The sequence below is a fragment of the Corynebacterium sp. HMSC036D03 genome, from assembly GCF_001836185.1.
Lineage (GTDB): Bacteria > Actinomycetota > Actinomycetes > Mycobacteriales > Mycobacteriaceae > Corynebacterium > Corynebacterium simulans.
This window is the reverse complement of the sequence record NZ_KV827746.1, coordinates 131023-143744: the sequence shown is the minus strand read 5'-3', so window position 1 is coordinate 143744 and position 12722 is coordinate 131023. Positions and strand designations below refer to the sequence as shown.

The following is a 12722-nucleotide window of genomic DNA, read 5'->3' as shown; positions in this document are numbered from 1 at the left end:
AAGGCAGCCTTTTCTTATAGGATAAGCAGCTATGACTGTCTATCCTCGCATGAAAACCTGGTCTTGGTACCTGCCAAGCCAGCCACCCGCCGGGGAGACCTCTCTCACCGAAACCACCAATTGGTCTAAACCCCGCAGCGCAACCCGGCGCCTGCTCTTTGCGCAGCCGGTGGGCGTGGCCGGCATTCTCATCTCCGCCGCCATCAACGCGCCATTGGGCGCGCTTGTCTCCGTGGTCATTGGCCAAGCCACGCAATACGCATTCAGCGACCCTTCCTGGCGCACACTCGCCATTCCAGTGGCGTTGACCGCACTGCTGCTTTTCATCGTCTATCTCGCCGAAGCCACCGCGGATGCCTTCACCGATCTCAGCCAGGCCCGCACCACGCATACGCTGCGGCTCGGGCTGCTGGAGAAGCTGCTCGGCGCTTCTACCTCCGGACTTAACCCAGGCCGCCTGCTCAACACGATGGACGAGGATTCCCATTACATCGGCCAGCTCAAGCAGGTGCTCAACTTTCCGCTGACCATGGTGGGCTATCTGCTGGGCGCGATTTTCAGCCTAGCGCCGATCTCGCCCGTGGTTTCCATCGTGCTTTTGATAGGTGCCGTCGTCACCGCGGCGGTATCTTGGGCCACCGCAAAACCGTTGACGAGTGTGGCGGCAGCTCGCCGCCAAAAGGAAAACACGGCGCTTTCGCTCGCAACGGACTACGCGCAGGGCTCCCGCGTTATTAAAGGTCTAGGTGCTAACGAGGTGGCCAAGCAACGCTTTGGCACCGCTGCACACACCGCCCTCGACGCCATGCTGCGCGAGCTGCGTCTTAGTGCTTGCCTGAACTGGTTGCGTCAGATGGTACCCACCGCATTTACCATCGGTCTGCTCGCATGGACCTCGTGGCAGATGTACCTGGGCAATATTTCCCCAGGTGGGATGATGAGTATCACGATGCTCGCCCCACCGGCGCTCAACGTCCTTGGGATCGCGCTGGGCCATCTCACCGAGGCGTGGGCGCGAGCTCAGGCCTCCGTGGAGCGCATCGGTGAGTTGCTGGAGGACCTGGATAAAAGCGACGTCGCAAAGCACGGCGATGCGCTTTCCTTAAGCCCTGGCTTGCAGGTCTGGGTACCGGAGACCACCAAAGGACGCGCGCTTGTCGACGCCACCATATCCCGCCTTTCTGCCCACGGCGCCCTGTGCCCGCCGCACCGGATTTCCGTGCTGGAGGGGACGCTGGCCGATAACATCAATCCGCTCGGCAATATCCCGGCATCGCAGGTTCGCACGGCGCTTGAGGCCGCGGCCTGCGAGGACATCGTCGCTCGTCTCGGCGGTTTTGATGACTCTGGCGCCTTGCCGGATGCCCCCATTGGGGAGGCTGGACTGAACCTGTCGGGCGGTCAACGCCAACGCGTTGCGCTTGCCCGCGCGCTTGCCGTGGACCCAGAAATCTTGGTGCTTGACAACCCCACCACGGGCTTGGATTCGCTAACACTCGCGACGGTAGCTGAGCGCGTGGCGCGCTTGCGCAAGGACCAGATCACCGTCGTAATCAGCGGCGCGTCGACGTGGGCGGCTAACGCGAAGGAGGTGCTAGAACTATGAGTAAACCCGCAGCAGATGCCCTAGCTCCTGCCTCCGCCCGTGAGTCCTGGCAGTTCCTTCGCACGCTGCCTTCCGCGCCGTCGAAGGCGAAGCTGGCGCTGGTATTCGGCATCTTCACTCTGACCATCCTGCTGATGAACCTGGGCTCGCAAGTACTCGGCCGCCTCGTGGATATCATCCAGGGTGGCGAAGTCCCTGTGATTGGCTCTGGACGCAAGGCGATGATTACTGCACTATGGATCATCGCAGCCTGCCTCATCGTTGAGGTCAGCGGCCGGGCGCTCGGCGGCTATCTCATCAACGCCCGCACGCGCCGACTGGCTGTGGATATGCGTACCGCAGCTCTCGACTCGGTGCTGCGCGCTCCCGTGCCGCGCGTGATGGAGCTGGGAACCGGCAACGTGATAACGCGCTTGTCTAAGGACATCGACACCGTGGTCACGGCGGTGGCCATGATGGGCGAGCGTCTCGCCGTCACCATCTTCATTCTGCCGCTTACTTTCCTGACCATGGCTTTCATTCACCCGGCTTACCTTTTACTGTGCATGCTCGCAGTCGCCGTGATGTATCCGTTTATCAAGGGAACGATTCGCGATATCCCCGCCGTGGCTAACGCCGTCTCCACCGTAGAGGCCCGCCGCAACAACGTATTGCTCGATACCATTCGCGCCTTGGAGACCCTCCGGATTTTCCGCCTCGACGGCTGGGCCACGCGCCGCATGGAGAACTATTCTTGGAATACCGTGCAGGCCTGGGGCGATAAGGTGCCGCTTATCAACCGCATCATCGGCCAAGGCAGCATTGCTTTCGGCGTGCTGCTCCTCGGTTCACTCTCCATGTCAGTGCCCATGGTGGCCTGGGGTTGGCTCACACAAGGCCAGGCCACGGCCGCGGTCTTGCTGGTCATGCGCCTAGAGATGCACGTTTTCAACATCTTGTTCTTCGCTGGGGAAATTCAGCATTCGGCAACTTCCTTGGGCCGCGCTGTGGCGCTGGCTCTGCTGGGCGCTGACGTGCCAACCAAGGAAGTAGCGCTGCTTGGGCAAGCCCCCGCGGTGCATATCGACGCCGTGAGCTACTCCTACCCCGGCGGCGCCAAGGTCTTAGACAGCATTAGCCTCACGCTGGCGGCCGGCACCACGACCGCGCTGGTGGGCACCTCAGGCGCAGGTAAATCCACCTTGGCCGCACTTGTGGCCGGGCTGCAATACCCCACTGCGGGCAGCATCCGCCTTGACAACGTCGACACCGCAACAGTGCCCAATACCTGGGTGACCGAGCACGTCGCGCTGATTACGCAGGAAGTCCACCTCTTCTCCGGCACGCTGCGCGAGGATCTTCTGCTCGCCCGGCCACATGCTAGCGATGCGGAACTATGGGCAGCCCTACACGAGGTGGGATTGACGGAAGACTCGCGCTGGCTGCCTGACGGCCTCGATACCCGCATCGGCGCCGGCAACGAAGAGATGGGCGCCGAAGCCGCCCAGCAGATCTCGCTGGCGCGCATGGTGCTGCGCCAGCCACCGGTACTCATCATGGATGAGGCCACCTCAGAGGCCGGCTCTGAACACGCCGCCGTGCTTGAGGAAGCTGCCCGGGCCGTCACCCGCGGGCGTACCTGCCTAGTGGTGGCGCACCGCTTGGACCAGGCTCGTGAGGCGGACCGCATCATCGTGATGGAGCAAGGAGAAATCGTCGAAGACGGCGACCACGCCTCACTCATGGCGCGCGGTGGGCGCTACGCCAAGGCTTATGCGCAGTGGGAGCACGGCCACTAAGCCAAACTTGGCCCGGCTAAACTTCCTCCCCTCCCCTCCTCTCCTTCACTTCTCCTCTCTTCGAGGATGGTCCCTTTCCTTGGCTCCCCTTGCAGGGGAGCCGTTGTGGGGGACGCAGAAACGAGTCCCGGAAGCGGCGGGCCGAGGGAAACGCAGGAACGACGAAACCCGGCACCGAATGGTGCCGGGTTTCTGGGCTGTGGAGCATAGGAGAATCGAACTCCTGACCTTCTGCTTGCAAAGCAGATGCTCTACCAATTGAGCTAATGCCCCAGTGCGTTTAATGCTACCCCAGGGGTATCGCAGAAAGAAAATCGCTGGCCCGGCCGGGAGTCCCATCAGTCACAGTAATTAACTCTTTTCACTCTGGTTGCGTGTCACTACGGCTTTTAGAAACGGCGGCGACCATAATCAAGGAACAAAAACACCCTCGTTAGAAAGGCTTTTGCATGCGCCGCCTCGCTGCCGCTACCGCTGCACTCTTACTTACCGCTGCACTTCCAGTCTCAGCCCACGCAGCGCCGGCAGCGCCCTTCCCGGTCCCCAACTTGCCGCAGATGCAGCTGCCGAACCTCCAGCAAGAAGCCGAGAAGCTCAACAATGACTTCCTAAACTCCTTGCCACCAGAGCTCGGTTCATCGAGGCCGGCACCACAAAAGCGCACCCCGAGTCCAGCACCTGCACCGACGCAAAAGTCTGACTGCTCCAACTGCGTCGCCATCACCTACGACGACGGCCCCAGCACCCTCACCAACCAACTGCTCGACACCTTGCGCGAAAAACACGCACACGCCAGCTTCATGGTGCTTGCCCCTAACGCCACAGCCCACCCAGAGCTGCTGCGCCGCATGCAGGCAGAGGGGCATACCATCGGCAACCACACCAACACGCACCGCGAGCTAAACAAGCTCGCCGCCGGCGACGTCGACGGGGAAATCAAGGCAGGTGCCGGCGCCATCAAGGCGGCAACCGGCCAGAGCCCTCGTTGGCTGCGCCCACCGTACGGCGCCACCAACGGCACTGTCGACGCCGCGGCCAAAACCAACGGCCAAGCCGAGGCCATGTGGTCCGTGGACACGCTGGACTGGAAGGACCGCAACTCCGAGCACGTATGCAGCGCTGCAGTCAGCGGCGCGCAGCCGGGCGGCATCATCCTCATGCATGACATCCACGCCACCACGGTTAATGCTGCCAACTGCGTCATCGACGGCCTGCGCGCCAAGGGGCTCGAGCCGGTTAGCCTCGATACTCTTATCCCCACCCCACAGCCGGGGAAGCAGTACTACTCTCGGGGCTAATGATTGATTTCTCGGCTCCCGCAGACGTGGTGGCGCCTCAGCTTTTGGGTGCCACGCTCACCTTCAATGGCGTCAGCATCCGCCTGACGGAAGTCGAGGCCTACCTTGGCGCCGAGGACCCCGCCGCGCACACGTACAACGGCCCGACCCCGCGCAACGCCACGATGTTCGGCCCGCCCGGGCGCCTTTACGTCTATGCCTCCTATGGCATCCACCGCAACGGCAACATCGTGTGCGCCCCGGAGGGCACGGGCCAGGGTTGCCTGCTACGCGGCGGCGAGGTCATCGAAGGTACCGAGCTCGCTTTCCGACGCCGCGGCACCACCGACTTCCATAACCTCGCCCGTGGGCCGGGGAACCTCGGTAAGGCGTTAGGACTCGACCTCACAGACAACGACACTATCCCCACGATCAAGGAAAGGGCCTCCGAACCGGAATGGGTTCGAGGCCCTCGCATTGGTATCAGTAAGAACAAAGACGCACCACTGCGCTTTTGGATTCCTTTCGACAAGACCGTCTCGGCGCGCAGAGGCCTGCCGCCAAGCTAATGAGACCTAGTAACGCCCGCCGTAGCGTTCATCGCTCTCGATGGCCGCGAGGATGCGATCGTTGATCTGGTTGAGCTGGCGCACCTGCGTGCGAGTGAGGTTGTCCATCACGGAACGACGCGCCTGGGCGGCGTGCCCTGGCGCGGTGGCGACAACCTTGTCCCAGCCGGCGTCGGTAAGCTGCGCCAGCGTGGTGCGGCCATCATTCGGATCTGGACGGCGCGTAACCCAACCTTGCTTCTCCAAGCGCGTGACCACCTGGCTAAGCCGTGAGAGCGAGCCGTTCGCCGTGTACGCAAGGTCGCGCATGCGCATCTCACGATTCTCCGACTCAGAAAGACGAGACAGAACGGTGTACTCGAAGAAGCTCAAGCCGGCGTCGTCACGCAGCTGGGCATCCAGAATGTTGGTTAAGCGGATGGTGACTCCCATGAGGGATACAAAGGAAGCGAGTTCCTCCTCATCGAGCCACTTCTTATCCTTCTCGGTCATGAAATTAATTCTAGCAATGAAGCTTTATTTGTTAAGCATCTGCTAGGCAGATTTCAGCGCTTCCCGGAGAAGCTGCGCCGCCTAGCTCGGAGTCTTGCCGACCTTCACGCCGGCCTCCTCTAACGCAGCCTTCTTGCCCTCTGCGGTTCCGGATCCTCCAGAGACAATCGCTCCTGCGTGCCCCATGGTTTTGCCCTCCGGCGCGGTAAAACCAGCAATGTTGGCCACCACCGGTTTGGTCACGTACTCCTTGATGTAGCGTGCGGCATGTTCTTCGGCGTCGCCGCCGATCTCGCCGATCATGATGATGGCCTCGTAGAAAGAAACTTAAGTACTGCCACCCGCGCAGTTTTTACCGCCAGCACACGTATCTTGCGCGAGACCACGCTGCAAAAATACGCCCGGACTGGACTTTTCGGACACGAAGCGGCCAAGATTAGACGCCAGATCCTCGACCAGGCCGAGCCGTTTAACGCTGCCCACACCACCAACTGGGGACTACCTTGAAAGCCCACCGTCACGCGCGGCTAACGCACACGAGTCCACCGGCCGATAAAAACGCCCAGTACGCGTGTGTATCATGCGCGTGCTGGGCAACTTTCGCTTTCAGTGCGATGTCCTCCTTTTAGGATGCTGCGAGCTTTTGGGCGCGCTGGTAAGACACGCCGAGGACTGTTCCCATATCTCGTACGGTCATTCCAGCGTTTCTCATTGCAACAGCGAGGTCATGAGTGCTTGCCTGTGCCGCAGCGGCCAGTCGTGCCGCTTCTTCGCGTTCTTTTTCGGCGCGAGCTTTCATTTCCGCAAGGTCCGGTGGAAGAACAACATCAACAATAATGTTGAGTTCGTCTGGGTCTAGGCCTGCCTGGTAGGCCAGTGCTTCGCGCATCTCGTCGGCAGCATTAGCCAGCCGCTTAGTTTGGGACACTGCCCCTAGTTCGGCGCATTCGAGCACCCATACTCCGCTGGTTCCGCGTTCTGCGGTTACTGTGTATGTCGTGGTCATTACCTCCACCAGCCTTTCCCTAATTCTTGGGCGTATTGGTCGAAAAACTTCTTGACTGTCACATCGTCAATCTCACGGTGCCTACCTAAGGTTCGGGTTGTGCTGCCTACCCGATAAGCGTCATGGCGCGATAGGGCGATTTCCTCAAATTCAAGACCACGCCGCTTAGCTTCCGCTTTCAATTTCTTGATGACGGCGTTTCGCTTCATAACGGTAGTCTACCGACAGGAGACTAAACAAGTCAACCATGGGTTGATAGCCAAACTTCGCTGTTGCGTTCGCAACGTTGAGGACTCCGCTCACCACGTTAAGGATTCCAACTCCTGAGGTGGCGGGGTCTTTTTTCTTGCGACCGGGCGTTTCCAATGAGTGTCTACCCATTAGTCACCTCGGGCAAAGTAGCAGAAGGGCATGCGGACGAAATTTTGCTACTTAGCCCCGTGTCAGGAACGGTGCACGCCCCGAAGCAACAAAGGAACCCGACACCATTACGGTGCCGGGTTCCGGGCTGTGGAGCATAGGAGAATCGAACTCCTGACCTTCTGCTTGCAAAGCAGATGCTCTACCAATTGAGCTAATGCCCCATTGTTCCGTGGTGGGCCTAGCAAGAATCGAACTTGCGACCTCATCGTTATCAGCGATGCGCTCTAACCGACTGAGCTATAGGCCCCTGTGCGGAACGAGATGTAACTTTACATACCGATCCGGCAAATACACAAATCGCCAGCGCAGCCAAGGTTTTAGAAGGTTGTTTAAAAAGCGAAACCGGCACCGTCTCTTAAGAATTTAAACCTAAAAGACGATGCCGGTTAGATGTGGGCTAGCGGGCTCGGGCTTTAGCCATGACCAGACTGGATACCCAGCTTGAAACCACCGAAGACGTCCACGATGGCGTTATAAAGTACCGCGAGCAGCGGCGCCAGCAGCATGTTGAACACCGCCACGATTGCGCCGAAGAGAGCAGAGATAGACAAGACCACACCGAAGGTCACTTCGAAGGCGCCGCCCACTCCGCCGACTAGGCTGTTGAGTGAATCCCAGATTCCCGCCTGATCGAGGCCGAAGTAGAGCAGGCACACGGCAAGCAGCCATGCGATAAGCCCGACGAGGGACATCGCCAAGCCCACGCGGAAGGCCGAAATCGGTGAGATCCGCGTAAGGGTTACGTCTCGTCTTGCCATGGATTACTCCTCGCTATCTGCTGTGTTCTTGGAATCCGCAACCTTGAGGTGTTCCTGCTGAACGTCCTCAACGGATTTCTCGCCCTTGGCCACAGCCTGTGCATCTTCCTCACCATCGTCCTCAACGTTGCGGTCGATTGCAAGCAATTCGACGTCGTCGGAGAGATTGACCAGGCGCACTCCCATGGTGGCGCGGGAGGAAGGACGAATCTGGCCTACCTCGGTGCGGATGACGCCCCCAGCGGAGGTGATAGCGAAGATCTCGTCTTCCTCATCGACGGAGATAGCGCCGATGAGCTTGCCGCGCTTCGGGGTGTACTTGAAGGTCATAACGCCCAAGCCACCGCGGCCCTGTGGCGTGTACTCCTCGATAGCGGTGCGCTTGCCGTAGCCGCCGGAGGTGGCAACCAGCAGGTACTCGCCATCGTGAACCACGGACATGGACAAAAGCTGGTCATCGTCGCGGAAGCGCATGCCCTTCACACCGGCGGTAGCACGGCCCATCGGGCGCAGCTGGTCGTCGTCAGCGGTGAAGCGGATGGCCTGGCCCTGCTCAGAGGTCAGCAGGATGTCATCGCCTTCGTCGACGAGGGACGCGCCGATGAGCGCATCACCCTCGTTGAGGTTGATGGCGATTAGACCGGCAGAACGTGCGGACTCGTAATCGGTGAGGCGGGACTTTTTGACGCGGCCCTGCTTGGTGGCCAAGACGAGGTAAGGAGCGTCCTCGTAGGACTGAATCTGAATGACCTGTGCGATCTTCTCCTCCGGCTGGAACTCCAGCAGGTTAGCCACGTGCTGACCACGTGCGGTACGGCCTGCCTCCGGCAGCTCATAAGCCTTGAGGCGGTAAACACGGCCAAAGTTGGTGAAGAAGAGGATCCAGTCGTGTGTGGAACAGACAAAGAAGTTCTTGACGATGTCGTCCTGCTTGAGTTCCGCACCGCGCACGCCCTTGCCGCCGCGCTTCTGCGCCTTGTAGGCATCAACCTTGGTGCGCTTTGCGTAGCCAGTGGAGGTGATCGTGACGACCACGTTCTCGCGGGCGATAAGATCCTCGTCGGTGACGTCGCCAGAAGCGGCCACGATCTGGGTACGGCGCTCATCGCCGTACTTTTCAACGATCTCAGCGAGCTCGTCGTGGACAATCTGACGCTGGCGTTCCTCGCGGGCGAGGATGTCCTTGAGGTCAGCAATGATCTCTTCGATCTCAGCCAACTCGTCAATGATCTTCTGGCGCTCCAGGGCTGCCAGCTTACGCAGCTGCATCGCGAGGATGGCGTCTGCCTGTACGTCATCGACGTCGAGAAGCTCTTTCAACCCTTCTCGCGCTTCGTCGACCGTTGGGGAACGGCGGATAAGCGCGATGACCTCGTCGAGCATATCGAGGGCCTTAACCAAACCACGCAGGATGTGGGCGCGCTTTTCGGCCTCATCCAGGCGGTACTGGGTACGGCGAACGATGACCTCGATCTGGTGCGCAACGTAGTAGCGCAGCATCTGGTCCAGGCGCAGGGTGCGCGGCACGCCATCGACGATGGAGAGCATGTTTGCGCCGAAGGAGGTCTGCAGCTGGGAGTGCTTGTAGAGGTTGTTGAGCACGACGCGAGCGACGGCATCGCGCTTCAGGGTGACCACGATGCGCATGCCGACGCGGTCGGAGGACTCGTCCTCAATCTTGGAGATGCCAGCGATCTTGCCATTGGCAACAGACTCCGCGATGTTGGAGATCATGTTATCCGGGTTGACCTGGTACGGCAGCTCGGTGATGACGATGGTCTGGCGGGAGCCAGACTCCTCGATGGAGGTCACACCGCGCATACGGATAGAGCCGCGGCCGGTGGTGTAGGCATCCTTGATGCCTTGGTCACCAACGATGAGGCCGGCGGTTGGGAAGTCCGGACCCTTCACGCGCTCCATGCAGGCTGCCAGCGCTTCTTCGTCGGAGGCCTCTGGGTTATCCAGCAACCAGAAGATAGCCTCAGCCAGCTCGTTCAGGTTGTGCGGCGGGATGTTGGTGGCCATACCAACGGCGATGCCGCCGGAGCCGTTCATCAGCAGGTTTGGAACGCGGGAAGGCAGGATGTCCGGTTCCTGGGTCTTACCGTCATAGTTCGGGGAGAAGTCGACGGTGTTTTCGCGAATGTCACGGACCATTTCCATGGCCAGCGGGGTCATGCGGCACTCGGTGTAACGCATTGCCGCTGGGCCGTCGTTGCCGCGGGAGCCGAAGTTACCCTGGCCGTCGACCAGCGGGTAGCGCATGTTCCAGGACTGCGCCAGACGCACCAACGTGTCATAAATTGCGGAGTCACCGTGCGGGTGGAATTGACCCATGGTGTCCGAGACCGGGCGGGCGGACTTCACGTAGCCGCGATCGGGGCGGTAGCCGGAGTCGAACATCGCGTACAGGATGCGGCGGTGCACCGGCTTCAGGCCGTCGCGTACCTCTGGCAGAGCACGGCCGACGATGACGGACATGGCGTAGTCGATGTAACTCGACTCCATCTCCTCGTTGATATCAATCGGTTGAATACGATCAAAGAGATCGTCATTTTGGTCACTCATAACGGCAAATTCTACCCTCTGCGCCCCTCTCCCGCCGGCTGCGCCGCACTAGTGATACCACGGTGATACCATCGGGCCATGGCTATGACTCTTCGTCTTACAGCAGAACAGGATCACGCGCTGACCCTTCTGGCTTCCGCGCAAGGCACCTCCAAGCACGAGGCGGTGGTGCGTGCAGTTGTGGCGGCTGCGGCGCGCACGCTTTCCGACGCCGCGGTCCAAGACGCCGCACGCCAGCTCCTGCCCGGCCGCGCCGAGCTCGAGGCAGAAATCCGTAGGGCTCGATCATGACCGCAGAGCAGCTCCTTCTCGTCGCGCGCGAGTTCTGCGCGCAACACAAAACCACGGTGACTAACTTTGGCGCGTTAGTTGCCGCCGCGAGCGTCTCAAGTGCCCGAATTGATGGCATCCCCGTCCATGCAAACCGGCAGCAAGCAGCACAAGCAATGCAGCAGATATTGGTGGCTTATCCTGCGCTTAACAAGCACAACCGCACCTTCGCAGCTCTTAGCGCCCGAGTATTCATGGAGACGGAATCACGTCTTAGCCTGCGCTGACCTATCCTTTGTTGCCCGAGTTATGTAAGTTATAGCTGGTAATACTTAACTATTCCCTCGATAACCCGCGCGGCTTGGCCTTGAGGAATGACTGAAGCGTCAATGCAACGCGTAGGAAAGGAAGACATGTCTCTGAAGAAAGCCATCGCTGCGGGCGTAGTAGCAGTATCCCTAAGCCCCGCTGTCACCCCAGCCGCAACCGCCGCCTCCAGCACCCCTGAGACCACCAACACCTGGGAAAAACAGGTCAATCCTAATTTCAAGCAAGGCGAGGAAACTTCCTCTCTCACCGGCTCTTCCCCACTCGATTTGGGCATCATCATCGGCGGTTCCGTCGCTGGCGCCGCGCTTATTTTCAAACTGGTGACCGATTTCGCTCCGGCACTTCTCACCCAGGGCGTCCCGAACCTCAACCTCGAGCGTCTTGCTCGCGACAATGGCTTAACCCAACTTGCAGATCAGATTGCTGCTCTGAAGGGCTAATTGCCGCATTCGGGTTTCAGTAAGATTACTGCCATGTCTAATCTTTCCCAGCTCCTGGAAGAGCCAACCCGCACCAGCGTTGTCACCGCGCTTGTTTCCTTGGTCGATAACACTGTCTCCGAACAATCCGGCATCACCGGCATGGCCATCAAGGGCGCGGTGGCCGCGGCGAAGAAGGTCGACGCCGACATCGTCTCAAAAGGTATCAACCGCGCCCTGCCGGATCTCCTCGGCGAGATGGAATCCTACTGGCAGGAGTTCGAGACCTCCCCGCAGGAGAATTTCGGCACCTACCTGGCCGGAAACGACAAAGAGGTGGCAGATTCCATCTTGGGTGTGGCTGATCGTAATGCAGACCAGGTAAATAATCCGGCGCTGGTGAAGACCTATAACTCCCTACGCAGCAAGATCGCCAAAATTATTGAGCCCCAGATTCCGGAGCTCGCTCGCATTTTGCAAAAGCATATGTAACCCCATATGTAAGAAGGTGTAGTCTGGCGCGCATGACTTCAAGCAATAACTATTCTGAATTCATCCGCAGCCGCCACTCCGCCCGCGCCTACCTGCCAGAACCAGTTCCGGCAGAGGTTATTAAGCAGGTGCTTATCGACGCCCAGTCTGCACCATCTAATTCCAATACGCAGCCATGGGACGTGCACGTGGTTAGCGGTGAGAAGCTCCACGAACTTTCTGATGCGCTCATCGCCGAGTTCAATGAAAACGGCATCAACCCGGATTTCACCTTGGACTACGGCGAGGGCGTGCACCCTTCCCGTTCCGTTGAGCTGGCAAAGAAAATGTACGGCATCCTAGGAATCGCCCGTGAGGATAAGGAGGGCCGCACCGAGTTCGTGCGCGAAAACCTCCGCTTCTTTGGCGCCCCGCACGCAGCACTTCTTTATATCCCGCCAATGGGCGATCGCATTCGTGCTGCCTTCGATCAGGGCACTTATGCAGAAAACTTCCTGCTTTCCCTACGAGCCCACGGCTATAACGGAACCCCGCTGGGCATGATTTCGCTCATGGCACCGACCACCCGCGAGTTCCTCGGCATTGATGAGGAGCAGAAGATGGTCGTCGCCATCGCCTTCGGTAAGGCGGACGAAGACAGCCCCGTGTTCAACGTAGAGCCGGGCCGCGCCGATCTTTCTGAGACGGTCACCCTGCACGGCATCGATTTGGACATCTAAGGCCAAATTACAGAA

At 59.8% G+C, this 12722-nt stretch carries 14 protein-coding genes, 3 tRNA genes and 1 pseudogene; 9 read left to right on the top strand and 9 right to left on the bottom strand.

From position 1 onward, the window contains the following. Positions 1–31 precede the first annotated feature (31 nt). Positions 32–1606, top strand: a complete 1575-nt coding sequence (locus HMPREF2692_RS08990; protein ID WP_070823414.1) for an ABC transporter transmembrane domain-containing protein — start codon at positions 32–34, stop codon at positions 1604–1606. Further along, entirely contained in the window at positions 1603–3384 is a 1782-nt protein-coding gene (locus tag HMPREF2692_RS08985; protein WP_070823412.1) for an ABC transporter ATP-binding protein, read from the top strand. Before HMPREF2692_RS08990 ends, HMPREF2692_RS08985 begins: the two co-directional genes overlap by 4 nt. 200 nt (positions 3385–3584) lie before the next feature. Here the strand turns inward: HMPREF2692_RS08985 and HMPREF2692_RS08980 are convergent. Next, positions 3585–3657 (bottom strand) — tRNA-Ala (locus HMPREF2692_RS08980). 176 nt (positions 3658–3833) lie between these two features. Between HMPREF2692_RS08980 and HMPREF2692_RS08975 the strand changes: the two genes are divergently transcribed. Further along, positions 3834–4682 carry a polysaccharide deacetylase family protein gene (locus tag HMPREF2692_RS08975; RefSeq protein ID WP_070823410.1) on the top strand — a complete coding sequence of 283 codons (849 nt, stop codon included), beginning with the start codon at positions 3834–3836 and terminating at the stop codon, positions 4680–4682. Then, a complete protein-coding gene (locus HMPREF2692_RS08970) occupies positions 4682–5230 on the top strand; it encodes a DNA-3-methyladenine glycosylase (protein ID WP_070433319.1) in 549 nt (182 codons plus the stop codon). The genes HMPREF2692_RS08975 and HMPREF2692_RS08970 overlap by 1 nt, the downstream gene beginning before the upstream one ends. Positions 5231–5236: 6 nt before the next feature. On the opposite strand, the gene HMPREF2692_RS08965 is transcribed toward HMPREF2692_RS08970, so the two are convergent. The 8 genes and pseudogenes from HMPREF2692_RS08965 to gyrA form a co-directional block, all read right to left on the bottom strand. Continuing rightward, on the bottom strand, positions 5237–5722 hold the full coding sequence (locus HMPREF2692_RS08965) for a MarR family winged helix-turn-helix transcriptional regulator (protein WP_061925562.1): 486 nt from the start codon (positions 5720–5722) through the stop codon (positions 5237–5239). An 81-nt stretch (positions 5723–5803) separates the two neighbouring features. Beyond that, positions 5804–6037: pseudogene (locus HMPREF2692_RS08960) on the bottom strand (succinate--CoA ligase subunit alpha); the annotation flags it as partial. 310 nt (positions 6038–6347) lie between these two features. Beyond that, positions 6348–6728 carry a hypothetical protein gene (locus tag HMPREF2692_RS08955; RefSeq protein WP_061925555.1) on the bottom strand — a complete coding sequence of 127 codons (381 nt, stop codon included), beginning with the start codon at positions 6726–6728 and terminating at the stop codon, positions 6348–6350. Further along, entirely contained in the window at positions 6728–6937 is a 210-nt protein-coding gene (locus HMPREF2692_RS08950) for a hypothetical protein (protein ID WP_005325312.1), read from the bottom strand. Before HMPREF2692_RS08950 ends, HMPREF2692_RS08955 begins: the two co-directional genes overlap by 1 nt. 302 nt (positions 6938–7239) lie before the next feature. Next, a tRNA-Ala gene (locus tag HMPREF2692_RS08945) sits at positions 7240–7312 on the bottom strand. A gap of 9 nt (positions 7313–7321) precedes the next feature. Continuing rightward, positions 7322–7398, bottom strand: a tRNA-Ile gene (locus HMPREF2692_RS08940). Positions 7399–7564: 166 nt separating this feature from the next. Further along, on the bottom strand, positions 7565–7909 hold the full coding sequence (locus tag HMPREF2692_RS08935; protein WP_062036487.1) for a DUF3566 domain-containing protein: 345 nt from the start codon (positions 7907–7909) through the stop codon (positions 7565–7567). Between the two features lie 3 nt (positions 7910–7912). Continuing rightward, entirely contained in the window at positions 7913–10477 is a 2565-nt protein-coding gene (gyrA, locus tag HMPREF2692_RS08930; RefSeq protein WP_070823408.1) for a DNA gyrase subunit A, read from the bottom strand. A gap of 78 nt (positions 10478–10555) precedes the next feature. On the opposite strand from gyrA, the gene HMPREF2692_RS08925 reads away from it, so the two are divergent. The 5 genes from HMPREF2692_RS08925 (at position 10556) to HMPREF2692_RS08905 (ending at position 12707) form a co-directional block, all read left to right on the top strand. Then, positions 10556–10768: a hypothetical protein gene (locus tag HMPREF2692_RS08925; RefSeq protein ID WP_061925542.1), complete on the top strand. Its 213-nt coding sequence runs from the start codon at positions 10556–10558 to the stop codon at positions 10766–10768. Continuing rightward, positions 10765–11034, top strand: a complete 270-nt coding sequence (locus HMPREF2692_RS08920; RefSeq protein WP_061925539.1) for a hypothetical protein — start codon at positions 10765–10767, stop codon at positions 11032–11034. Before HMPREF2692_RS08925 ends, HMPREF2692_RS08920 begins: the two co-directional genes overlap by 4 nt. A gap of 126 nt (positions 11035–11160) precedes the next feature. After that, a complete protein-coding gene (locus HMPREF2692_RS08915) occupies positions 11161–11517 on the top strand; it encodes a hypothetical protein (protein WP_070823406.1) in 357 nt (118 codons plus the stop codon). Between the two features lie 33 nt (positions 11518–11550). After that, positions 11551–11988: a DUF6918 family protein gene (locus HMPREF2692_RS08910; protein ID WP_070518405.1), complete on the top strand. Its 438-nt coding sequence runs from the start codon at positions 11551–11553 to the stop codon at positions 11986–11988. A gap of 32 nt (positions 11989–12020) precedes the next feature. Then, positions 12021–12707 (top strand): nitroreductase, encoded by a 687-nt coding sequence (locus HMPREF2692_RS08905; RefSeq protein ID WP_083281222.1) that lies wholly within the window; start codon positions 12021–12023, stop codon positions 12705–12707. The last annotated feature ends 15 nt before the right edge of the window (positions 12708–12722 follow it).